Annotated in this window: 18 protein-coding genes; 12 read left to right on the forward strand and 6 right to left on the reverse strand. The window is 72.4% G+C overall.

What is annotated here, in order from left to right; all coding sequences use genetic code 11:
• The first annotated feature begins 13 nt into the window (after positions 1-13).
• The 6 genes from ACIPAE_RS07165 (at position 14) to ACIPAE_RS07190 (ending at position 9,077) form a co-directional block, all read left to right on the forward strand.
• The gene (locus ACIPAE_RS07165) at positions 14-1,273 is read left to right on the forward strand and encodes an alpha-L-fucosidase (protein WP_329373415.1); all 1,260 of its coding nucleotides are present in this window, start codon (positions 14-16) and stop codon (positions 1,271-1,273) included.
• A gap of 5 nt (positions 1,274-1,278) precedes the next feature.
• Positions 1,279-3,282, forward strand: a complete 2,004-nt coding sequence (locus ACIPAE_RS07170) for a heparinase II/III family protein (protein WP_402443455.1) — start codon at positions 1,279-1,281, stop codon at positions 3,280-3,282.
• Between the two features lie 635 nt (positions 3,283-3,917).
• Positions 3,918-5,165, forward strand: coding sequence for an extracellular solute-binding protein (locus ACIPAE_RS07175; protein WP_366414064.1), 1,248 nt, complete (start codon positions 3,918-3,920; stop codon positions 5,163-5,165).
• On the forward strand, positions 5,144-6,103 hold the full coding sequence (locus ACIPAE_RS07180; protein ID WP_329373411.1) for a sugar ABC transporter permease: 960 nt from the start codon (positions 5,144-5,146) through the stop codon (positions 6,101-6,103). Before ACIPAE_RS07175 ends, ACIPAE_RS07180 begins: the two co-directional genes overlap by 22 nt.
• Positions 6,104-6,112: 9 nt before the next feature.
• Positions 6,113-7,027 carry a carbohydrate ABC transporter permease gene (locus ACIPAE_RS07185; protein WP_329373410.1) on the forward strand — a complete coding sequence of 305 codons (915 nt, stop codon included), beginning with the start codon at positions 6,113-6,115 and terminating at the stop codon, positions 7,025-7,027.
• Between the two features lie 49 nt (positions 7,028-7,076).
• Positions 7,077-9,077 carry a right-handed parallel beta-helix repeat-containing protein gene (locus ACIPAE_RS07190; RefSeq protein ID WP_402443458.1) on the forward strand — a complete coding sequence of 667 codons (2,001 nt, stop codon included), beginning with the start codon at positions 7,077-7,079 and terminating at the stop codon, positions 9,075-9,077.
• A 63-nt stretch (positions 9,078-9,140) separates the two neighbouring features.
• On the opposite strand, the gene ACIPAE_RS07195 is transcribed toward ACIPAE_RS07190, so the two are convergent.
• Together ACIPAE_RS07195 and ACIPAE_RS07200 are read right to left on the reverse strand one after the other, a co-directional pair.
• On the reverse strand, positions 9,141-9,878 hold the full coding sequence (locus tag ACIPAE_RS07195) for a GntR family transcriptional regulator (RefSeq protein WP_329373408.1): 738 nt from the start codon (positions 9,876-9,878) through the stop codon (positions 9,141-9,143).
• A gap of 332 nt (positions 9,879-10,210) precedes the next feature.
• The gene (locus tag ACIPAE_RS07200) at positions 10,211-11,044 is read right to left on the reverse strand and encodes an amidohydrolase family protein (RefSeq protein ID WP_402443460.1); all 834 of its coding nucleotides are present in this window, start codon (positions 11,042-11,044) and stop codon (positions 10,211-10,213) included.
• 158 nt (positions 11,045-11,202) lie between these two features.
• On the opposite strand from ACIPAE_RS07200, the gene ACIPAE_RS07205 reads away from it, so the two are divergent.
• From ACIPAE_RS07205 to ACIPAE_RS07215, 3 genes are all read left to right on the forward strand, one after another.
• A complete protein-coding gene (locus ACIPAE_RS07205; protein ID WP_402443462.1) occupies positions 11,203-13,101 on the forward strand; it encodes a hypothetical protein in 1,899 nt (632 codons plus the stop codon).
• Entirely contained in the window at positions 13,098-14,054 is a 957-nt protein-coding gene (locus ACIPAE_RS07210; protein ID WP_402443464.1) for an aldo/keto reductase, read from the forward strand. The genes ACIPAE_RS07205 and ACIPAE_RS07210 overlap by 4 nt, the downstream gene beginning before the upstream one ends.
• A gap of 225 nt (positions 14,055-14,279) precedes the next feature.
• Positions 14,280-15,533: a Cmx/CmrA family chloramphenicol efflux MFS transporter gene (locus ACIPAE_RS07215; RefSeq protein WP_402443466.1), complete on the forward strand. Its 1,254-nt coding sequence runs from the start codon at positions 14,280-14,282 to the stop codon at positions 15,531-15,533.
• Between the two features lie 28 nt (positions 15,534-15,561).
• Here ACIPAE_RS07215 and ACIPAE_RS07220 read toward each other — a convergent pair whose 3' ends face one another.
• Positions 15,562-15,975: a GNAT family N-acetyltransferase gene (locus ACIPAE_RS07220; protein WP_402443468.1), complete on the reverse strand. Its 414-nt coding sequence runs from the start codon at positions 15,973-15,975 to the stop codon at positions 15,562-15,564.
• A gap of 54 nt (positions 15,976-16,029) precedes the next feature.
• Positions 16,030-17,001, reverse strand: a complete 972-nt coding sequence (locus ACIPAE_RS07225; protein WP_402443942.1) for a DUF3533 domain-containing protein — start codon at positions 16,999-17,001, stop codon at positions 16,030-16,032.
• A gap of 312 nt (positions 17,002-17,313) precedes the next feature.
• On the opposite strand from ACIPAE_RS07225, the gene ACIPAE_RS07230 reads away from it, so the two are divergent.
• Positions 17,314-17,862 carry a hypothetical protein gene (locus ACIPAE_RS07230; protein WP_402443470.1) on the forward strand — a complete coding sequence of 183 codons (549 nt, stop codon included), beginning with the start codon at positions 17,314-17,316 and terminating at the stop codon, positions 17,860-17,862.
• Here ACIPAE_RS07230 and ACIPAE_RS07235 read toward each other — a convergent pair.
• Entirely contained in the window at positions 17,859-18,686 is an 828-nt protein-coding gene (locus ACIPAE_RS07235; RefSeq protein WP_402443472.1) for a hypothetical protein, read from the reverse strand. The genes ACIPAE_RS07230 and ACIPAE_RS07235 overlap by 4 nt on opposite strands.
• Positions 18,687-19,419: 733 nt before the next feature.
• Between ACIPAE_RS07235 and ACIPAE_RS07240 the strand changes: the two genes are divergently transcribed.
• Positions 19,420-19,611 carry a hypothetical protein gene (locus ACIPAE_RS07240; RefSeq protein WP_402443473.1) on the forward strand — a complete coding sequence of 64 codons (192 nt, stop codon included), beginning with the start codon at positions 19,420-19,422 and terminating at the stop codon, positions 19,609-19,611.
• A 273-nt stretch (positions 19,612-19,884) separates the two neighbouring features.
• Here the strand turns inward: ACIPAE_RS07240 and ACIPAE_RS07245 are convergent, their stop codons facing one another.
• Positions 19,885-20,646, reverse strand: a complete 762-nt coding sequence (locus tag ACIPAE_RS07245) for an SDR family NAD(P)-dependent oxidoreductase (RefSeq protein ID WP_366411615.1) — start codon at positions 20,644-20,646, stop codon at positions 19,885-19,887.
• Between the two features lie 192 nt (positions 20,647-20,838).
• On the opposite strand from ACIPAE_RS07245, the gene ACIPAE_RS07250 reads away from it, so the two are divergent.
• A complete protein-coding gene (locus ACIPAE_RS07250) occupies positions 20,839-21,831 on the forward strand; it encodes a helix-turn-helix transcriptional regulator (RefSeq protein ID WP_402443475.1) in 993 nt (330 codons plus the stop codon).
• Positions 21,832-21,851: the final 20 nt, after the last annotated feature.

Below are 21,851 nucleotides of genomic sequence, written 5' to 3' on the forward strand. Positions count from 1 at the left end.
GCAGGAGACTTCAGTGCCCACCCCAACCCCGGCGTCCCTCGCATGGTTCAGGGCCGCGCGCTTCGGACTTTTCGTCCACTTCGGGCTCTACAGCCTCGCGGCGCGCCACGAGTGGGTGCGCAGCCGGGAGGCCATGTCCCAGGAGGCGTACGACCGTTATCTGGAGCACTTCGACCCGGACCTGTTCGACGCGAGGAAGCTGGCGCGGGCCGCCCGGGAGGCCGGCATGCGGTACGCGGTGCTGACCGCCAAGCACCACGACGGGTTCTGCCTGTTCGACTCCTCGCTCACCGACTACACCTCGGCACGCGCGACCGGCCGGGACCTGGTGGCCGAGTTCGCCGACGCGATGCGGGCGGAGGGGCTGCGGGTCGGGCTGTACTACTCGCTGCTCGACTGGCACCACCCCGACTTCCCGGTGGACCGCCACCATCCGCTGCGCGGCACGCCGGCGGAGCAGGAACCCCGGGACCTGGCCGAATACCGCAGGTATCTGCACGACCAGGTAAGGGAGTTGCTCACCGGCTACGGGCAGATCGACCTGCTGTTCTTCGACTTCAGCTACCCCGGGATGGGGCCCGCCGAGTGGGGCGCCGAGGAACTGCTGAGCACGGTACGGGAGTTGCAGCCCGGCATCGTCGTCAACGACCGGCTCGGCATCCCGGGCGACTACGTGACGCCCGAGCAGTACCAGCCGGACGAACCGCTGGAGCGGGACGGCGTGCCGGTCATGTGGGAGGCGTGCCACACGCTCAACGGGTCGTGGGGCTACGACCGGGACAACCACGACTACAAGGACCCCGGCCTGCTGGTCCGGATGCTGGTGCAGTCGGTGGCCTGCGGCGGCAACATGCTGCTCAACGTCGGCCCGACCGGCCGCGGCGCGCTGGACCCGCGGGCCCGGGAGACGCTGCGGCAGCTCGGCGAGTGGAGCGCCGTGCACGCCCGGTCCGTGCACGGCGCCGGCCCGAGCGCGTACCAGCCGCCCAGCCAGGGCCTGTACACGCAGGCGGGAAACCGGCTCTACCTGCATCTGCCGACCTGGCCGCTCAAGCACGTCCACCTGCCCGGACTCGCGGGCCGGGTGCGCTACGCGCAGTTCCTGCACGACGGGTCGGAGGTCCGGTTCAGCCGGCTCGACGGCGCCCAGCACGAGCACAACAACCTGGCTCCTCCCGGCCGCAGCGCGGACACGCTCACGCTGACGGTGCCGATCGCCCGGCCCGACGTGCTGCTCCCGGTGATCGAGCTGGCGCTGGACGGGGAGGGCTGATCGCCGTGACCGGCCCCCTGTACGAGCGCCTGGCCCCGGCCCTGGACCAGCCCCTCGACGACGCACCCGCACATCCGCTGTCGGCCGGCCCCGCCGCGCGCTGCGGTGTCCCCGACGTGACCGACCGGTCCGTGTGGGACGCCGTCCCCGAGCCGATACGCGCCGAGGTCCTGTCCCTGGCCGGCGCCGAACTGGCCCGCCCGGCGCCGTCGTTGACCGCTTCGGCCTGGGCCAGGGCGCTGCGCGACGGCGATCGGGACGCCTACGAGGGGCGGGCCAGGGCGCTGCGGGAGCGGGTGACGCTGCTGGTGCTGACCGCCGTGCTCACCGGCGAGGTGGCGGACGCGAACGCACCCGGGGGGTGCCCGCGCCTGGATGCCGCCGTGGACGGGCTGGTCGCCTTCGCCGAGGCGAGCACCTGGTGCTGGGCGCCGCACGACCGCCATACGTCCTCCCGCGGGGAGGTGGTCCCCGATCCGGAGCAGCCGTTCCTCGATCTGGGCGCGGCGGAGGTCGCGGCGCTGTTCGCGTGGGCGGACCGCGTGCTCGGGCCGCACCTCGACCGGAGGGCGCCCGGCGTGCGGCGCCGGCTGCGCCGCGAGGTGGACCACCGGGTGCTGACACCGTTCGAACAGGTCCGGGACTGGCACTGGATCGGCGCCGACGGCAGCGCCAACAACTGGAACCCCTGGGTCCACAGTGCCGTCGTGGCCTCGGCGCTGCTGCTCTGCGACGACGACACCCGGCGCGCCCGGCTGGTCCGCCTGGCCGTGCGGGACCTGGACCACTACCTGGTCGCGCTGCCCGACGACGGCGGGATCGACGAGGGCATCGCGTACTGGTTCGCGGGGGCGTGCCGCGTGCTGGAGACGCTGGACCTGCTCGCCGACGCCGGCGGCGCGCGGCTCGACGCGCGAGACCTGCCGCTGCTGCCGCACGTGCTGCGGTACCCGCAGCGGATGCACTTCGGCACGGACTTCTATGTCAACGTCGGTGACGCGCCTGCCCGGTTGGGGGGCGGGCGGCCCTGGCAGGTGGTGTTCCGGTGGGGCGAACGGCTGGGCCAGGCGGAGACGGCCGCCCACGCGGTGGCCGCGGCCCGGCAGGCGGGTGGCGTGGCGGACGTCGGGGGCCTCGGGCGCTCGCTGGCCGCGCTGGCGGACGCGCGGTGGTGCCGTGCCGTCACCGCCGAGGACGCGGTCACCGCCGGGGCTGCCCTCTCCCCCGAGGCCGCCGAGCGGGCCGAGCGCGCCGAGGACGGTGCGCCGTGGCTGGCGCGCGCCTCCTGGCTGCCGCGCCTGCAACTCCTGGTGGCCCGCGAGACGGCGGGCACGTCGTCCGGGCTGGCGATGGCGGTGAAGGCGGGGCACAACGGCGAGCACCACAACCACCTGGACGTCGGCTCGTACTGGGTGGCGGTGGACGGCCGGCCGCTGGTGGTGGATGTCGGGCGGCCGGTCTACACCGCGCAGACCTTCGGGCCGCGGCGCTACGAGGACTGGCCGTTCCAGAGCGCGTGGCACAACGTCCCCGAGCCGGGCGGCGGGCAGGCACCGGGCGCCGAACACGGCGCTCGCGAGGTGACCGTACGGCTCGACGACGCGGTCACCGCGCTGCGCGCCGAGCTGAGCGGCGCCTATCCGCCGGGCCTGGTGGCCCGCTGGGAGCGGGAGGTGCGGCTGGTCCGCGCCGCCGGCGGCGAGCCGGCCGAGGTGGTCGTGGAGGACCGCTGGGAAGGGCCGAGCAGAGAACTGACACTACGTCATGTCCTGTCGGGAGACGTCGAGTTGGGCGAGGGGTGGGCGCTCGTGTCGGCGCGCTCGGGTCCCGCCCTGCGAATGGAGTGGGACCCGCGCATCGCCGTCGCCGCGATCGAGCCGCGGGAACTGGACGACGCGCAGGTGCGGCTGAGCTGGGGCGACCGGCTCACCCGGCTGACCCTGACGGTCCCGGAGCCCGCCGACTCCGGCCGGATCTGCGTGCGTTGGCGCCGGTCCGACGGAAGGTAAGGGCTTGCTGCACGGCTCTTGAACATGCGGGGCGGCCCACATAGCATCAGTAATCGATAGACGATAATCCTTGGAGGTGAAGGTCCATGCGACTCCACCAGAGGCCGTGGGCCGTCACTTCGTGGCCGCGCGGTGCGGCCCGGACATCCGCACCGCGCACCGGGCCGGTTCCCGCGCGCGGCCGGCCCGGACGAGAGGCCGGCACGGGACGCGTGCCGGCGTCCGGGCCGCACCCGCCCGTGCGGCGGCCGGCGTCCCGCGTCCCGCGGGACGGCACCGCGCCGGGCGGACGGGTCCCCTCCCCACCGGTGAGGGGACGGCCGGAAGGCCCGCACCACACGCGAGCCGTACCGCTCCCCCGCGGAGCCGGCTCGCCCAGGACCGGCCGGCGGGCCACGCCCGCCAGACCGCAGCAATTCCCACCGCCCGCACCACAGCCGGTCGGTGGCCCCACGGGAATCGCCGCACGGCGGTTCCGGCAGCAAGCGACTCTTTCGTCGACGCAATAAAGAACCCTGCGGTCGGGACCGCCGGAACCGATTTCCCGGTCTCCTGCGGGCAGTTGACCCCGCCGAAATCGTGTGCTTCGATCTCGGCCGTCTGTGTTCATGACTACGCAACGGAGCGTGTCTCTGATGAGAAAGATCTGGCGCCGCACCTGCGCTCTCGCCGCGGCCCCTTTGGTAATGGCATCGGCCGCGGCCTGTGGTGGTAACGATTCCGGGAGTTCCGCCGGGGGCACGACCCTCCGCGTCATCGTCAACATCACTCCCAACCTCACCGAGCAGTACTGGAACACGCTCTTCGACACGTACGAGAAGGCGCACCCCGGCACGAAGGTCAAGCTGGAACTGACCGGCACGATATCGGCGAACGCCAAGCTCACCCAGGACCTCGCCGCGGGCGACCCGCCGGACATCGCGCAGCAGATCACGCCGACCGCGGACGACGTGGACCTGTACACCGACCTGACCGACCAGCCCTGGACGGCGAAGACCCCGCTGGCCGACCAGTACGCGATCGACGGAAAGCGGTACGTGGTCGGTGTGGGCGAGCAGATCCAGTCGCTCGTCTTCTACGACAAGGCCGCTTTCACCAAGGCCGGCGTGGACGCGTCGGGTATCAAAACGATGGCTCAGTTCACCGCCGCGATGGGCAAGTTGAAGACCGCGGGATACACCCCGTTGCAGACCGCCGGGCAGTGGGTGACGGGTGCCCAGTTCTCGATGATGGCCGACGCCGGCGTGATGACCGCGGACCCGGAATGGGTCGCCAAGCGCAATGACGGCAAGGTCAAATTCGCCGACAGCGGTTACACGTCCTATTTCCAGGACTACAAGAACTGGATCGACTCCGGTTACCTGAACAAGAGCGCGCTCGGTCTGACCTACGCGGACGGCCAGACGGCGTTCCTCAACGGCAAGTCGGCGATGTACATCATGGGTTCGTACTTCGTGCCCGCCGCGGACCAGGCCAAGAAGAGCGACGGGATCGGCGTGTTCTCCATGCCGACCGACGGCGCCTACCCCTCGGGCCAGTTCGGCAACATCTCCGACCCGTACGTCGTGGTCAACCACTCCAAGCACAAGGCCGCGGCGATCGACTTCGTCAAGTGGCTGGTCACCGACCCCGCGGCGGTCAAGAGCCAGCTCGCCGCCGACGGCAACCTGCGGCAGGGCTTCGACTACCCGATGTCCAGCCTCGGCAAGTCCGTTCAGCAGATCCTGGACAAGGCGCCCTCGGTGATCGTCAAGTCGGGGAAGAACCAGCCGATCGCCGGCTACAGCGACCAGCTCAACACGACGATCCAGTCGCTGTTCTCGGGTAAGTCCGCGAAGAGCGCGGCGTCCGGATTGGACAAGTGGTGGAACTCGCAGAGCTGACACGGCGGGGGCAGCGCTCCGGCGCTGTCCCCGGCCCGGCCAGACCCGCGCCGAGCCGCCGGGCCACCCGCATCCGGGGGGCCGCCGTCTCCGTGGCCATGATGGGCCCGGCGGTGGTGCTGTACACGGTGCTGACCGTCGTACCGGTCGGGGTCGCGATCTATCTGAGCCTGACCGACTGGAACGGCTTCTCCTCCGCCGACTTCATCGGCCTGGCCAACTACCGGCACCTGTTCGACGACCCCAACTCCACCCAGTCCTGGTACGTGACGGCGCTCATCGCCGTCTTCGGCACCGTGTTCGAGGTGGGTCTGGGCCTGGTGTACGCGCTGATCCTGAAGGGGCGTTCCCGCGGCAACTCGTTCTTCCGTGCCGTGGCGTACTTCCCGCATGTGATCAGCGCGCTGATCCTCGGCTATCTGTGGGCGGCGATCCTCGGCACCAACGGCGCCATCAACAACACGCTGGCCAAGTTCGGCGTCGACCCGGTCGGTTTCCTCTTCGACGAGCACATGGCGCTGATCTCGCTGATCGCCGTCATCGTGTGGGCCGGGTTCGGGTTCAACGTGGTGCTGTTCGTGGCGGCGTTGCAGACGGTGCCCGCCGAACTGCTGGAGGCCGCCGCGATCGACGGCGCGAACCGGCGCCAGACCAACCTGCGGGTCGTCATCCCGATGATCGCGCCGGTGGTGACCATCGCGACGGTGCTCAACCTGGTCGGGCTGATCCGCGCCTACGACATCGTGGTGAGCCTCACCGGCGGCGGGCCGGCCGGTTCGACCCAGACGTTCTCGTACCTCATTCTGGCCCGCTCCTTCGAGAGCACCAAGGTCGGATACGCGACCGCCCAGGCGGTGTTCCTGATGGTCGTGTCCGCCGTGCTGGCCCTCGTGGTGACGGCACTGCGCAACCGCCAAGATCAAGCTGCGACAGGTTAGGAGGCGGTGATGGCCGTGCTGGAGGCGGAGCCCCGGGACAAGAGCAGGACGACATCGGTCGCCGGAGGTGACGGTCCCACGCGCGAGGAGCGGCGGGAGGCGCGCTCCCCGCTGCGCTGGCTGCTGCTGACCTTGTTGTTCCTGGTCATGGTCGTGCCGGTGTACCTGCTGGTGGTCAACAGTTTCAAGTCCCAGACCGACATTCTCAACAACCCCTTCTCGCTGGTGCCGAGCCGTCTGACGTTCGCGCACCTGTCGGCGGCGATCCACAGCCCGCAGTACAACGTCATCGGCGGCTACGGGTTCACCCTGTTCCTGGTCGTGGCCGTGGACGTGCTGTGCATCGTGTTCGCCGGTCCGGCCGCGTACGCGATCGCCCGGAGCATGAAGCGGCGCACGCAGGTGGTGATGCTGTACTTCCTCGCCGGGACCTTCATCCCGGGCGCGGCGGTGATCATCCCGGTGATCTACGTGCTGCGGGACCTCGGGCTCGCCAACACCGTCACCGGGCTGGTCGCCCACGACGTGGCGTCCACGCTGCCGGTGAGCATCTTCCTGTTCGTCGGCTTCATCCGCACCATCCCGGTGGACATCGACCACGCGGCGACCATCGACGGCGCGGGCCGGTACCGGACCTTCTGGACCATCATCTTCCCGCTGATGCGTCCCGCGGTCGTGACCGTGCTGATCCTCAACTCCATCGGTATCTGGAACGACTTCATCAGTCCGCAGATCCTGCTGAGCCCGTCGTCCGGGCACTACACGGTGACGACGGCGATCTACGCCGGGATCAGCCAGTACTCGACCGACCTGACGAAGGTCTTCCCCAACCTGCTGCTCGCGGTGGCCCCCGTGGTCATCTTCTTCATCTACATGCAGCGCCACATCATCAGCGGTCTCACGGTCGGCGCGGTCAAGGGATGACACCGCCCGGCCGGTTCCCATCAGTCCAGTCAGGAGAAAGGACAGTGGAGTGCTCAACAGATCGCACACCCGCACCCGCCGGGGCCTGCTCACCGCGGTGACCGCCGCGGCGGCCGTCCTGTCGATGGTGGCGGCCGCCCCGGCCGACGCCCGCGGTGCCCACCGGCACGCCGCCGAGACGGGCCAGACGTACTACGTCTCGCCGTCGGGCAGCGACACCTCGGGCGGCCTCAGCTCCGGCACGCCGTTCCAGCACATCCAGAAGTGTGCCGACGTCATGGTCGCCGGCGACACCTGCATGATCGAGTCGGGCACCTACCAGGAGACGGTCGTGCCCGCGCACTCGGGCAGCTCGGGCCTGCCCATCACCTACCGCGCGGCCGCGGGCGCCAAGGTGACGATCAGCGGCGCCTCCAGCGTCGCCGGCTGGACGCAGGTGACCGGCGCCGACGTCACCACCATCGGCCAGAGCGACCCCTACGCGCTGAACTCGGCGTTCAGCGACGCGGTGGCCGCCGGCCATGTCTGGAGCACCGGCGTCGACCTCGGCAGCGACCCGTCCACGGTGCAGGTCTTCACCGACAAGCAGATGGACATCGAGGCCCAGTGGCCCTACCCGGGCCTCGACCTGCTCAACCCGACCATCGAGCACGCCGGTGCCGGCAGCGCGGACGCCACCATCGACGACGCCTCGCTGACCCGCCCCGCGGGGTACTGGAACGGCGCGCGGGCGCTGACCGGCTACTGGTACGTGTCGGCCACCACCACCGTGGCCGCTTCCGACGCCGGCTCGGTGACGCTGGCCGCCGCGCCGCCGTGCGTCCACAAGGTGGTGCCGACCGACACCCGCTACTCGCTGTCCGGCAAGATCGGCGAGCTGGCGAACCCCGGTGAGTGGTTCTACGACCCGACCGCGCACCGCCTGTACCTCTACAGCACGGACAGCCCGGCGCAGCACACCGTCGAGGCGAAGGCGCGGCAGCTCGCCTTCGACCTGACGAACGCGTCGTACACCTCGGTCGTCGGGGTCGACCTGTTCGCCTCGACGATCAGGACCGGCTCGACGACCAGCCACGACACGCTGGACACGATCACCGGCAGCTACCTGTCGCACTACACCGACATCACGCAGGGCACCACGGACTGCGGTTCCAGCGTGGACCGCGGGATCGGTGACACCGGCATCGTGCTGAACGGCACGAACAACACGATCGTGAACAGCGACCTGTCGCTGAGCGCCGGCAACGGCATCGCGCTGGGCGGGCAGAACAACACCGCCACCGACAACATCATCCACGACGTGGACTACATGGGCACCTACGCGGCCGGCATCGCCGTGATGGGCAACTCCCAGACGGTCATGAACAACACGATCTACCGGGTCGGCCGCAGCGGCATCAACCTGCAGTGGGGGACGAACGCGGGGCTCACCGCCGACAAGGACCGGATCGCGTACAACGACATCTCGCAGTACGCCCGGCTCAGCCTGGACACCGCCGGCATCTACACCTGCTGCGGCGCCGACATGATGGGCACCTCCGTCGACCACAACCTGCTGCACGACGGCACGCCGACCCCGGGGGTGACGCCGTTCGCGGTCGCCGGTGTCTACGCGGACAACGGGCAGAGCGACCTGGTGATCGCGAACAACGTCGGCTGGAACAACCTCCAGGGCACGGTGATGCTGAACGGCCTGGGCTCCGGGTCGTACAACAACGGCGTGTACAACAACACCGGCGGCATGACGATGATGTACGTCAAGGGCACGAACCAGTCGACCGGGACCAAGATCTACAACAACATCGGGACGATCACGGGCTCGGACGGTGCCACCGACGGTGGGCTGCTGATGTCCAACAACCTCGATCCCACGGTCGATCCGCTCTTCGTGGACGCGCCCGGTCACGACTACGAGTTGACCGCCGCGTCGCCGGCCCGCAACCAGGCGATCCCGCTGGCGGGGATCAACGACGGCTCGACGGACGCGGTTCCGAGCCTCGGCGCCTACCAGTACGGTGCGCCGAAGTGGACGGCGGGCGCCCGCCGTTGACGGCTGGAGACAGGTGTGCCCGGGCCGGCGGAGTTCGCCGGCCCGGGCACCTGGGCGTCCGGTTCAGCCGCGGCGCTTGGCCGCAGCGGTCTTCTTGCGGGCCTGCTTCGGCCGCGCGTCGGGGACCGGGCCGCGGCCCGCGGCGTGGTCGGCGAACGCGTCGGCCGCCTGCTCGCCGTCACCGGCGCGCAGCAGGCCCACCAGGCGGCCGTGCTCGTCGGCCATGGCGTGCCAGTCGCCTTCGAACAGCGGGTCGGCGATGGCCCGCAGCGTCCGCAGGCTGGGCTCGATGACCTCCCACATCCGGGCCAGGAACGGGTTGCCGGCGCTCTGGCTGATCAGGGTGTGGAACTCGATGTCGGCGTCGCGGAACCGGCCGACGTCGTTGGTCTTGACGGCGCCGTGCATCTGCTCGACCAGCTCGTCGAGCGCGTGCAGTTGCTCCTCGGTGATGTGCTCGGTGGCGAGCTGCGCGGCCAGGCGTTCCAGCGGTTCGCGCACCTGGCGGGCGTACTCGGCGTCCTGGGAGGAGATCTCCACGACGAAGTGGCCGCGGCGCGGGACGTGCATCAGCAGGCCCTCGCGGGCCAGTTGCTTGACCGCTTCGCGCACCGGTGCCTGGCTGACCCCCAGCCGCCGTGCGATCTCCGATTCGACCACCCGGTCGTTGGGGCCGAGTTCGCCGTCGACGATGGACTGGCGAAGGAGCCCGTATACCTGGTCCGAGATCAGGGTCTTTCTGAACCGGTCCTTGTTGGTGGCCAGCGTGGAGACGAAGTCAGCCGACGGGTTCGATGCCATGATTCCCAATCCTGCGCTCTGAGGGCGAGTCTTCCATGGTACGCACTTTTATCGTCTATCGATGGATAACCGCCCAAGCTCGCACACCTGCCGCCGGGCTCGCGCACCGCGCGGCGCCCGGCTCGGGTCCGACCCGGGTGGCAACCCCGCGTACGGCGGCCTCGCCCGGGCCGTCCGATCGGATGTCGATCGGATTCCGGTCGGCCCGCCGGCCCGCCCGGGCCGCGCGGACGCGGCGAGCGGGGCGGCGGCGTGCACCGGCCCGGGCGGACAGGTGTCCTCACCTATCGCCTATCGATCGACTGAATCGAAGCAGGATGGCCCGAGCACTGTCAACCGCGCAACCCGTAGACGCGGACGGCCGTCGCGTGCAGGACGTCCTGCTGCCGCGCGGCGGGCAGATGGGCCAGGCCGGCCCGGGCCGCGTCCAGCGACTGCGCCCGGGAGCCGCGCGGCAGGCAGATCGGCCAGTCCGAGCCGACCAGGCAGCGGTCGGGGCCGAAGGCGTCCACCACCTGCCGGACCAGGCGCGTCGTCCGGTCGGCCGGCACGCCGTGCTGCTGGGTGAGCAGGCCGGAGATCTTCACGTGCACGTTCGGCACCGCGGCGGCCAGTTCCAGGTCCTGGTACCAACTCCCTGGCTCCTTGAGGAGGTTGGGCGGGTTGCCGAGGTGGTCGACGACCACGGCGAGCGCGGGGTGCGCGGCGGCCACCTCGGCCGCGGTCCGCAAGGCCCCTTCGCCCAGGTTGAGTTCGAGTGCCACGCCGGCCTCGGCCAGCACGGGGACCAGCCGCCGGGCCGGTTCCGGGGTGTCCTTCCAGGCCGGCCCGCCGATCCGCATGCCGTTCGGCCGGGTGTCGCCCCACGCGTCGAGCAGGGTGCCGAAGCGGTGCGGCCCGGCGTCGCCGTGCACATGGAGGTTGCCGACGTATCCGGCGACCAGATCCGGCCGGCGCAGCCGCAGTTCGCGCAGGTCCAGGGTCTCGGCCGCGTCGCCGCGGGAGGCTTCGACGAGCACGGTCCCGCTCAGGCCCGCGCCCTTGCCCGCGCCCGCGTCCGCGTCCGCCAGGTCGTCCGCCGTGAAGGGCCGGTAGTGCGCGGAACCCGGCCGTATCCAGGGGAAACCCCGGCGCGGGTCCCACAGATGGGCATGGCAGTCGATCATGGTCGGCTCCTTCTCCAGGGTCGTCGACGGCTCTTGACACAGCCGTCCCCGCACTGAAGTCTAGTAATCGGCTATCGATGGGCGATTATGGGAGGCCGGGTGTACCCGATACTCGGGGTTGAACGGATCGACGGCACGGACCGCGGGACGGCGGGCCGATGACCGCCCCCGAAGCCGCGCGCGTACCGGAGCTGACCGCCACCCGCCAGGTCACCGCCGTACCTCGGTGGGCCGCGCTGGAGCGGGAGTTGTTCGCCGTCCAGGACAAGGCGTGGCGGGTGTTCGCCGAGCGCTACACCGAGGGCGACGGCCGCCTCGTCTTCCGCGACTCGCTGGGCCAGGGCCTGGACGACCGCGACGGGGTGGACGACTTCTACGAGCCGTTCTTCAACTGGCCGACGCTGTACCTGCTCGGCGGCAGCGCGGACCTGCTGCCCGCCGCGCGCCGGCACTGGCGCGGGGTGACGCGGCAGCTCACCGAGATGGGCCTGGTCGTGGACGGCCTGGAGCGGGGCTACGACTGGTTCCACCAGGGCGAGGGCATGCTGCTCTTCTACGGCCTGTGCCTCGCCGACCCGGGCGACGCCGAACTGCGGGAGCTGGCCTGCCGGTTCGCCGACGTCTACCTGCCCGGCGGCCCCAACTACGACCCCGAGCACCGGGTCGTCCGGGCGCCGCACACCGGCACCGGCGGCCCGCGCCCCGGATTCAGCGACCACGACGTCTACTTCCCCTGGAGCCTGGCGCTGCGGCCCTACGGCCTGCCGCTGGACTGGGGCACCGGGGTCGCCTCCTTCGACGAGCTGGCCGACTCGCCGGAGAAGGCCCGGGCCTACGGACGCGTGATGTGGGACCGGATGGGGCGCGGCGACACGCTCGTCAACGTGGCCTCCACCACGCTCGCCACCAACGCCTGGCTGCTCGGCGGCGACCGGCGCTACGCGGACTGGGTGGCCGAGTACGTCGGCGCCTGGCGGGAGCGGCTGGCCGGCCGCGAGGTCGTGCCCGACAACGCCGGGCTCGGCGGCGAGGTCGGCGAGTACCTGGAGGGCCGCTGGTACGGCGGGCACTACGGCTGGTCGTGGCCGCACGGGCTGTCGTCGGTCGCGTCGGCCGCGATCGTCGGCTCGGTCAACGCGAGCCTGGTGACCGGCGACGACGGCTTCCTGGAGCTGGCCCGCAACCCGCTGGACGCGGTGCTGCGCCACGCCGAGCAGCGCACCGCCGGCGAGATGGGCACCCTCGGCAGCCGCTGGCGTCCGCACCTGGGCACGATCCCGGGTGAGCGCACCTTGATGGTGCCGCAGCGCCACAACGACTCCGGCTGGTTCGACTTCACCGTCATGCCGACCCAACTCCCCCTGTCTCTGTGGCATTTCAGCCGCGACGCCGGCGACGCGGAACGGGTCGAGCGGCTGCGCGAGGGGTCCCGCTGGGACTGGGCGGCGGTGCACACCCAGCGCACCAAGGACGAGTGCGGCCACGAGGAGCCCTGGCACGAGTTCCTGAACGGACGCAACGCCGACTTCCCCGAGCGGATGCTGGCCAGTGCCCTCGCGGTCTGCGCCCAGCGGGTGGAGGCGATCGAGCGCGACGACGTGGACCCGGCCGTCGGCCCCGACGCCCTGGGCATCCACCACTGGCAGAACCTCAACCCGGTGGTCACCGAGGCGCTGCTCCAACTGACCACCGGCGCACCGCAGGTGCTCTACAACGGCGGCCTGGCCCAGTTGCACGTGCGCTACCACGACCCCGTCGAGCGGCGCCCCGGGCTGCCCGCGGACGTCGCCGCGCTGGTGTCCGACATCCGGCCCGAGCACACCGTGGTGGAACTGGTCAACCTCGGCGCCGCCGCACGCACGGTCCTGCTGCAGGCGGGCTCGTTCGCCGAGCACGTGCTGCACACCGTCCGCGCCGACGACGGCGCCGCTCTCCCGGTCGAGGGCCGCTACTGCAAGGTGGCGCTGCCCGGCGGCACCCGGGTGCGGCTGACCTTGACGATGACCCTGCGCGGCGCCGATCCCGCCCGCAACTCCCCCTGGGAGGTGGCCCGATGACCGCGCCCCTGGCCCGAAGGACCCCGTCCCGGCTGCCGTTCGACCTGCCCCCGCTGGGGATCGGCACCGCCCCGCTGGGCGGGCTGTTCGAGGAGGTGACCGAGCAGGACGCGGCGGCGACGCTGCGGGCCGCGGCCGAGGCCGGCATCCGCTACTTCGACACCGCGCCGCGCTACGGCCACGGCCAGGCGGAGGAGCGGCTGGGCCGGCTGCTGGAGCCGGCCGGGGTGACCGGGCCGGTGATCTCGACCAAGACCGGCTGGCTGCTGCGGCCGCGGGCCGACGGCTCCGGCACCGACGTGGTCACCGACTGGACCTTGCGGGGCATCCGCGAGTCCCTGGAGTCCAGCCTGGAACGCCTCGGGCGGGACGCGGTGGACATCCTCTACCTGCACGACGCGGACGACTACGCCGACGAGGTCCGTGACACCGCGTACGCGGCCGTGCGGCGGCTGCGGGACGAGGGCCTGGTCAAGGCGATCGGGTTCGGCATGAACCACAGCGCGCCGCTCGCCGCGTACGTGGCCGGCTACGAGGTGGACGTCGTCCTGATCGCGGGCCGGTTCTCCCTGCTCGACCACGACGCGAGGGACACGCTGCTGCCGCTGTGCGCGAAGACCGGCACCGCGGTGGTGGTGGGCGGGGTCTTCAACACCGGTCTGCTGGCGGACCCTTCGGACGACGCCATGTTCAACTACCGTCCGGTGCCCGCGGAGGCGCTCGCCCGGGCCCGGCGCTGCCAGGCCCTGTGCGACGAGTTCGGGGTGCCGCTGCCGGCTGCGGCCGTCCAGTTCCCGTACCTGCATCCGGCGGTCACCTCCGTCGTCGTCGGCTGCCGTTCGGCCGCCGAGGTGGCGGCGAACGCCGAGGCGGCGCGGACGCCCGTGCCGGACGAGCTGTGGCGGCGCCTGGCCGACGAGGGCTTCGTGCCAAGGGAGTTGGTGGCCGGATAGTCCAACGGTGCGAGCGGGCGGTTCGGTCCGGTAGCGTGCGGGGCATGGTGAGCCCCGAGTCGGACCCGGTGGGGGCTTTCGGTCACGCCGTCAGCCCCCTGAACCGCTGAGTTCGCAGCCCTGATCGTCCCGCCGCGTCGCGCGGCCGGACGAAGTGCCTGCCCGTGGGCTGACCGCGGTGACGAGACGTCCTGTTCACGTTTCGCCTCACCTCGGAGCCACTCCATGCCCCTCGCGCTGTATCTGCTCGCCCTGGCCGTCTTCGCCATGGGCACGTCCGAGTTCATGCTCGCCGGCCTGCTGCCGGACCTCGCCGCCGACCTCGGCGTGACCGTGGCCACGGCGGGCGCGCTCACCTCGGCGTTCGCGGTCGGCATGACCGTCGGCGCCCCGCTGACGGCCGCGCTCGCCCGCAACCTGCCGAGCCGAACGAGCCTGCTCGGGTTCCTCCTGGTGTTCGCGGCGGCCCACGCCGCGGCCGCCACCACCACGAGTTTCCCGGTCCTGTTCGCCACCCGGGTCATCGCCGCGCTCGCGAACGCCGGGTTCCTCGCGGTGGCCCTGACGGCGGCCACCGCCCTGGTCCCGCCGGACCGCAAGGGCCGCGCCCTCGGCGTGCTCCTGTCGGGCACGACGCTGGCGACCGTCGCCGGCGTCCCCGCGGGCGCGGTGCTGGGCACGCTGCTGGACTGGCGGGCGACGTTCTGGTCCGTCGCCGCGCTCTGCCTGCCCGCGGCGCTCGGCATCCTCAAGGCGGTCCCGGAGCGAGCAGCGGGGCGCGCCGGGCCGGGTACGCCGGGTACGCCGGGTACGCCGCCGCTGCGGTCGGAGCTGGCCCAACTGAAGAGCCGTCAGCTGATCCTGGCGATGCTGCTCGGCGCGCTGGTGAACGCGGCGACCTTCGCGAGCTTCACCTTTCTCGCCCCCGTCACGACCGGCACCGCCGGCCTGGGCCGGCTGTGGGTCCCGGTCGTCCTGATGCTCTTCGGCGCGGGCTCCTTCGCCGGGGTCACCGTCGCCGGGCGCCTGGCCGACCGGCGGCCCGGGCTGGTCGTGGCGGTCGGCGGGCCGATGCTGCTCATCGGCTGGCCCGCCCTGGCACTGCTCGCCGGTTCCCCCGTCGCCCTGTGCACCCTCGTGTGCGTCCAGGGCGCGCTGTCCTTCGCGCTGGGCAGCACCCTGATCACGCGGGTCCTCTACGCGGCCGCGTCCGCGCCCACCATGGCCGGTGCGTACGCGACCGCGGCGCTGAACGTCGGCGCCGCGCTCGGGCCGCTGGTCGCAGCGGCCGCCCTCACCACCCCGGCCGGGGACCTCGGGCCGCTGTGGGCGAGCGGGCTGCTCGTCCTGCCGGCCCTGCTGGTCGCGCTCCCCCACCGCCGCGCGATCGTGACGAGCCGAAGCGACGAGGTGCGCCGCGACGTCGCCAGGACCGTCGAGCCGGACGGCGCGCATCCCCGTGCGGGCGAGCGGAGTTGAGGTACGAGCCGGCCGCCGCGGTGCGGGCTCAGAGCGCGATGAGCCCCGCGGCCGTCGGCCTGAACCCGCAGGCGTCGAGGTAGAACGCCCGCAGGTCCTCCTCGAAGTCGACGTGCAGCCAAGCGCATTGGGCGGCACGCGCCTGGCGGGCGGCCTCGGCCACGAGCCCGGCGCCGATTCCCGTACGGCGGTGGCTGCCCGCGACCACGGTGTCCAGGATGAACGCGTGGACACCGCCGTCCCACGCCACGTTCACGAACCCGACGAGGTCACCGTCGTCGCGGGCGCAGACCCAGCCCAGGCTGTGGCGCCGTAGCTGCGCCTGCCAGTCGGTGCCCGAGGGGCCCGAAGCGCCCGCGGCCGGGTGGCCGAAGCCCGCCGCATGCAGCGCGTCGACAGCCGCGTTGTCGAAGTCGTCCCGCCACGTGTACGTGATCGTCATGGCGCGAGCGTATGCCGCCCGGCTCGCCCGACGCTCCCTGGTTTTCCGCCGGCGTCAGGTCGCCGGTGCGACGGACGTGCGTCGGGTGCGCCGGTGGCGGACCGCCGCGGAGCCGATCGCGACGACCAGGCCGCCGAACGCCCACGCGCCCAGCACCCACAGGGAACCGGTGGTGGCGTGGCCGTCGAAGTAGACGGTGTTGCGTACGACGGTGGCGCCCGCGCCCGGGGGCAGCGCCTGGCCGATCGCGCGCCAGAACGGCGGCAGCAGGGCGGCCGGGTAGACGCCGCCCGAACTGGGGTTGCCCAGGACGGTGAAGATGAGGATGGTGACACCGAGCCCGATCGTGCCGAGCAGCGACTGGAGCGCGACGCCCACGGCGCCGGAGGCGAAGACCACCAGGGTGCCGATACCGACCAGTTCCCAGAACGCGCCGGGCAGGCAGTCCAACACCGGGCCGACGATGACCGCGCCTCCGATGCCGGAGATGAACGCGTAGGGCACCATCGCCGCGAGCCGCACCAGGATGCGGCGGAGCGTCGGACGGGCCGAGCCGGTCGCCATGCTCAGCGCCGACGAGGCGAGGTATCCGCCGATCGTCCAGCTCAGCACCAGGTAGAACGACGACAGGCCGCGCGAGTCGCCCGACGCCGGCGGGCGGATGTCCCGCACGGTGATCCGGCGGCCCTGCTTGCCGTCGACGACCCGCACGACCTTGGTGGCGGCGTCGGACGCCGACGGGCCGCCCGCCGAGGCGACCAGGACGGTGTCCGTACGGCCGGTCGCGTCGACGAGGAACACCGCGTCGGCACGCCGGTCCAGCAACCGCTTCCGGCCCTGTGCCCGGTCGGCGACGGCGGTAGCGGCCAGCGGCGTACCCGGAAGCGCGTTGAGCCGCGTGACCGTGCTGCCTTCGAGCGCCGCCGGCGCCACCACCGCCACCGGCACGCGGTGTGCCTTGGGCGCGTGGAAGGCCCCCATGTACGACAGCGCGAACCCCAACTGCAGGAGCAGGACGCCCAGCATGATCAGTGCGGCCCGGAGGGTGATCGCGTCCCGCACCTCCGCCACCGCGCCGCGCGCGCCCACCTCGTCCTGTCCTGCCCGATCTCCTTCGCCCGGCAACAGCGTTCTCCCTCCAGCGGCACGCCCGACCGCACCAGCACGACCGGGCCCGGCACATCCTCCGCCGCCCGCGCCGCCCGACGCCTCGGACGCGCCCGCCGCACCGGCCCACACGCCCCATTCGGTGGAGGCGGGCACCGGTGAAACCCTCCGAACGGGCAGCGGGCCAGGCCCCTCTGGCGTCCACCTGCCGGGGACGGCAGGATGCTCGGCATGGATCAGGGGGTGGCCGCGATCCTCGCGGCCGGCATGGCGGGCGCGGCGGGCGCGCTGGGGGCGGTCGCGGGGGCACGGGCGGCGGGCCGGGCCGCGCGCGGACAGGCCGCCCACGAACAGGCGTTACGCGCGCGCAGCGCCGCCATCGAGGCGATCGACACGGCATGCAACGCCTTCCATCAAAAGGGGTACGTCGCGATACAGGCCGTCGTGGAGTTCGAGGCGGCCGTCATCGGCGGTCACGACGGCACCAGCCAGGAGCGGGAGTTCAGCGTCTCCATCAGCGCGGCCCTCATGGCCACCCACGAAGTCCGCTGGTGCAGCGCCGAGTTGGAGGAGCCGGCCCGTCAATGGTGCGACGCGATACAGAAGATCGGGCAGGCGATCCGCGCCCTGCGCGCCACCCCCGACGCGACCACCGACCCGGCCTCCCCCACCCACCACCGCCGCCACGCCGCCTGGCTCCACGAGAAGGAGGTCCTGCACGCCTTCCAGCGCCGGGTCCAGCAGGTCAAGGAGTCCACGTCCGCTTCGTTCCTGACCTAGGGAGTCTCATTCCTGGCCTGGCTGGCGGGCCCGGACAGCGCGGACATCAGACCGCGCATCGTCGCGACGAGGGCCGACCGGTAGCCGGCCTGGCGGGGTGGCCGCTGCGGGATTCCGTCGGCGTCCGGGGGCGGTACCGCGCCCGGGCCGGTCCACTTCTCCTGGACGTCGACGGCGACCGTGAGCACCGCGCCGCCGTGCAGGACGGTCAGGGTCTCGTCACGGCCGCTGGTCAGCAGGTAGGCCCGGTCCCCGAGATCGGGCACCCGAACGACGTGCGTCGACCCACCGGTTGCCAGGATCGCCGTGGTCGTACCCGAGCCGTCGTCCGAGGGCGCGACCGGCTCCAGGGTGTGCCGGCCGCTGCCGACATCGTCGAACTCGGCAGCGGGGTCGGTCTTCTTGTGCAGTTGCACCGTGACGACGGTGCTGTACGAAGCCTGCCAGTGGGTCCCGACGGAACGCTGCGCGGTGAGCGTGCACTCGGCCTGGTCGAGCGCCGGACCGGTCTGCGTATCGGCCGGGAACACCTCGACGTGGCCCGCGCCTAGCGCGTCGGTCAGCGGCTTGAGGCTTGAGCCGCCGCAAGGGCTCCCGGAGATCCGGTAGTGGTGGAGGTCGGGGACGGATTCCTTCCCGTACCCGGACAGTTGCAGCACCAGCGCCCATACGGCCGAGGTCGCGACGACCGCCCCCAGCACCCACGGCCACGGCCGCGTTCGAGCACCCCGGACTCCGCCGCGCACCACGTCCGCGGACGCGCCTTCCGTCCACGCGCCCTCCGGGTCTCCCCCGTCGCCCTCGACCTCCGGTTCACCGATCAACGGCTCGACCGCCTACATGGACCCGGAAACCGTCGAGGAGCACCCCGACGCGCTCGTCCCCCCGCCCCGGCAGTGCGGTCACTCTTCCGTCGACGCTGACCATGTTCCCCCCTGGACACGCAGCCACCCCCGCGCGAACCATCCGCGCCCGCGCCACGCATCCGTGACACGTCGTCAGACGAGTCTAGTGCCGTGGCCGGAGAGGGTTGCCTGGTTCGCGGTGTCCGGTGCGGTGCGTCGCACGGCGGAGGATCGTCCTCGTACCGGGCGTACTCGGACGACTCCGACAGCGCGGCGAGGTGCCGTGCCGGGCGCCGCGAACCGGTGAACCCTTCCGGTCATGGCACCAGCCACCGCTCCACGCGTCCACCCCGTGCTCCTCGCACCGAGGGCAACCTCAACCGGCTCCCCGGCGGGCACTGGTCCCCGCCGGGAGGCCCGCCAACTCCTCGACGGCTCCGGCATCGCCTGGACCTCGCTCCGCAACGGCTCCACGCCCGCGGCCTCGCCTGGCTGCTCGGCCGCTGGCAGCAGAGCGGCACCATCACCGCCCCGGCCGAGGGGCCGGCCCCCTGGACCGACCGCGCCGACGCAGCCGAGGGGGCCGCGGCCCTACTCAGCGGGGAGCGGACGTTCGAGGAGCCGGTCACCCTCACCGCCCGCCGGGCCGTGACGTTCGACGCCGTCGGCGCCCTGGCTTCGAAGGCCGGCCGGCCGCGAGGTCAGGCGCGTCGTGCTCGACGACGAGCAGTGGGTCGCGGCCAAAGTCGCGGCCGGCGCGCCGGAGGCGATGGCCCGGATGACGCTCACCACCTTCCAGGCCGCCCCCGAAGGCCGCTTCGCCGGCACCGACCCGCTGCCCGCCGAACTCCTCGGCCGTGAACCGCGCAGCGTCGCCGACCAGTTCGCACCCCCCACCGCCTGACCGCAGCGCACCGGCCCCCGCCGGGTTCGCCCCATCGGCCCCGGCACGCGGCAACAGGGGCGAACCGCCGGGGGCCGGCGGACCGTGTCCGTGCCGAAGCGCGTCTCGTCGCCCGCGTGGAACCCGCAGAATCGTCCGCCTGCTCCCGGCCGGGCCGCAGCGCCGTACCGCCTGCGGAAACGGGGGCGGCCGGGTCGCGCTGTCCTGGCGCGACCCGGCCGTCCGTACGTACGGTCCCCGGGCTGTGGGGGTGTCAGCTCGTACCGGGGAGTGTCAGCTCTTGCGGCCGGGAAGCATGGCCAGCGCCTGGGAGCGCTGCGCGACGAGGTCGTCGTAGGTGCCCTCGCGCTCGGCCCAGCGGTGCATGAGGACCCGCTCGACGAGGACCTCGTCCGGGGTGGGGTCCTGCGCGAGCAGCCGCATGACCTCGGTGGCGAAGGCGTCGAGCGGCAGCGCGCTCGGGTTGACCTGCTCCTGTCCGGCCGTGGCGACGGCCGGGGGGACCAGCTCCACGACGCCGACGCCGGTGCCGTCGAGCTGGGCGCGCAGCGCCTCGGAGTAGGCGTGCACCGCGGCCTTCGAGGCGGCGTAGGTGGGCATGGGCGGGAACGGCAGGAAGGCGATGCCCGAGGTGACGGTGACGAAGGTGCCGGCGCCGCGCCGGATCAGGTGCGGGGTGAAGGCGTCGATGACCCGGATGGTGCCGACCAGGTTGGTGTCGATGGTGGTCAGCGCCGCCTCGAAGTGGGCGGGGTCGCGCAGGTCCTCCAGGAGCATGACGCCCGACATCGTCACCACGGTGTCGAGGTCGGGGTACTTCGCGAGCACCGCGTCGCGGGCCCGTGCGACGGAGGCGCCGTCGGTGACATCGACGGCGAAGGTGCCGAAGCCTTCGGCGGACAGTTCGGCGAGCGCCTGCTCGCTGCGGCCGCCGACGGCCACGGTGCTGCCTGCCGCGGCGAACCGCCGGGCCAGCTCCCGGCCGATGCCGGACGTTCCGCCGACGATGAGGACGGTGCGGTCGGACAGATCCATGAGGTGCTTCCTTCGGTTCGGAGCGCCGCCGGCGGTCGGACCCGCGGCGCCTGTTCTGCGATGGTCCCTGTCCCTCTCGAACAGCGATGCCGCAAGTCTTGACGGCATCCGCCGGGCGTGGCAGAGCCCCGATCTTCCAGGGTCCTGACAGGGCCCCCGCTGAGACGCGCGGACCGCATTACGGTGGTCGGTATGAACGACGAGGAATCCGGCAACCGGCTCGGCGGCTACCTGCGCGCCCGGCGCGAGCTGGTCTCCCCCGCGCAGGCGGGGCTCCCGCCCGGCGGCAACCGCCGCGTGCCCGGCCTGCGCCGCGAGGAGGTCGCCCTGCTCGCCGGGATCAGCGCCGACTACTACCTGCGCCTGGAGCGGGGCCGCGACAAGAACCCGTCCGTCCAGGTGCTCGAATCGCTCGCCCGCGTGCTGGGCCTCGACGACGTCGAGCGGACCTATCTGCTCGGTCTCGCGGCGGCCCGGCCCAGGGCGCCGCGCCGCAAGCGGCCCGAGCAGGTGCCGGCACGGGTGCACCAGCTCCTCGCGCAGTTGCCGTTTCCCGCGTTCGTCGAAGGTCGCGCCTTCGACGTGCTGGCCTCCAACCCGATGGCCGTCGCGTTCTCCCCGCGGCTGCGGCCGGGCCACAACCGGCTGCGCTCCCTCTTCCTCGACCCCGAGGAGCAGGCCTTCCAGCAGGACTGGACGAAGGCCGCCGCCGGTTTCATCGCCGCCCTGCGCACCACCATCGGGGACGACACCGACAACCCCCGGTTCGTCGAGATCGTCGGCGAACTCGCCCTGGCCAGCCAGCGGTTCCGCACCCTGTGGGCCCGGCACGACGTCCGCAACCTCGACGGCGGCACCGCCACCGTCCACCACCCCGTCGTCGGTGAACTACGGCTCCACCGCGACAAGCTCCCCATCGAGGACGTCATCCTCGTCGTCTACTACCCCGACAAGGACAGCGACAGCGACGAGAAGCTCCGCCTCCTGGCCGCCCTCGCCCACCCCGACACCACCGCGCACCCGGACACCGCGCACCCCGAGACCACCGCGCACCCGGACACCGCCCACCCCGAGACCTCCGCCCACCCCGACCACGCCACCGCCGCACCGCCCGGCCCCCCGCCGGACACCGCCCCGCGCCCGACATCCCGGGGGCACCGGGCGGAGGGCCCCGGCCGGGCGTGACGGCCGGCCCGCTGTTCCCG

It is taken from the genome of Streptomyces sp. NPDC087270 (genome assembly GCF_044744625.1).
Lineage (GTDB): Bacteria > Actinomycetota > Actinomycetes > Streptomycetales > Streptomycetaceae > Actinacidiphila.

Excerpts from the sequence above, each read along its gene's own strand:
- ACIPAE_RS07175 (WP_366414064.1), top strand. The coding sequence starts at position 3,918 with ATGAGAAAGATCTGGCGCCGCACCTGCGCTCTCGCCGCGGCCCCTTTG.
- ACIPAE_RS07185 (WP_329373410.1), top strand. The coding sequence starts at position 6,113 with ATGGCCGTGCTGGAGGCGGAGCCCCGGGACAAGAGCAGGACGACATCG.
- ACIPAE_RS07195 (WP_329373408.1), bottom strand. The coding sequence starts at position 9,878 with ATGGCATCGAACCCGTCGGCTGACTTCGTCTCCACGCTGGCCACCAAC.
- ACIPAE_RS07200 (WP_402443460.1), bottom strand. The coding sequence starts at position 11,044 with ATGATCGACTGCCATGCCCATCTGTGGGACCCGCGCCGGGGTTTCCCC.
- ACIPAE_RS07205 (WP_402443462.1), top strand. The coding sequence starts at position 11,203 with ATGACCGCCCCCGAAGCCGCGCGCGTACCGGAGCTGACCGCCACCCGC.
- ACIPAE_RS07210 (WP_402443464.1), top strand. The coding sequence starts at position 13,098 with ATGACCGCGCCCCTGGCCCGAAGGACCCCGTCCCGGCTGCCGTTCGAC.
- ACIPAE_RS07215 (WP_402443466.1), top strand. The coding sequence starts at position 14,280 with ATGCCCCTCGCGCTGTATCTGCTCGCCCTGGCCGTCTTCGCCATGGGC.
- ACIPAE_RS07220 (WP_402443468.1), bottom strand. The coding sequence starts at position 15,975 with ATGACGATCACGTACACGTGGCGGGACGACTTCGACAACGCGGCTGTC.
- ACIPAE_RS07225 (WP_402443942.1), bottom strand. The coding sequence starts at position 17,001 with ATGCTGGGCGTCCTGCTCCTGCAGTTGGGGTTCGCGCTGTCGTACATG.
- ACIPAE_RS07230 (WP_402443470.1), top strand. The coding sequence starts at position 17,314 with ATGGATCAGGGGGTGGCCGCGATCCTCGCGGCCGGCATGGCGGGCGCG.
- ACIPAE_RS07245 (WP_366411615.1), bottom strand. The coding sequence starts at position 20,646 with ATGGATCTGTCCGACCGCACCGTCCTCATCGTCGGCGGAACGTCCGGC.
- ACIPAE_RS07250 (WP_402443475.1), top strand. The coding sequence starts at position 20,839 with ATGAACGACGAGGAATCCGGCAACCGGCTCGGCGGCTACCTGCGCGCC.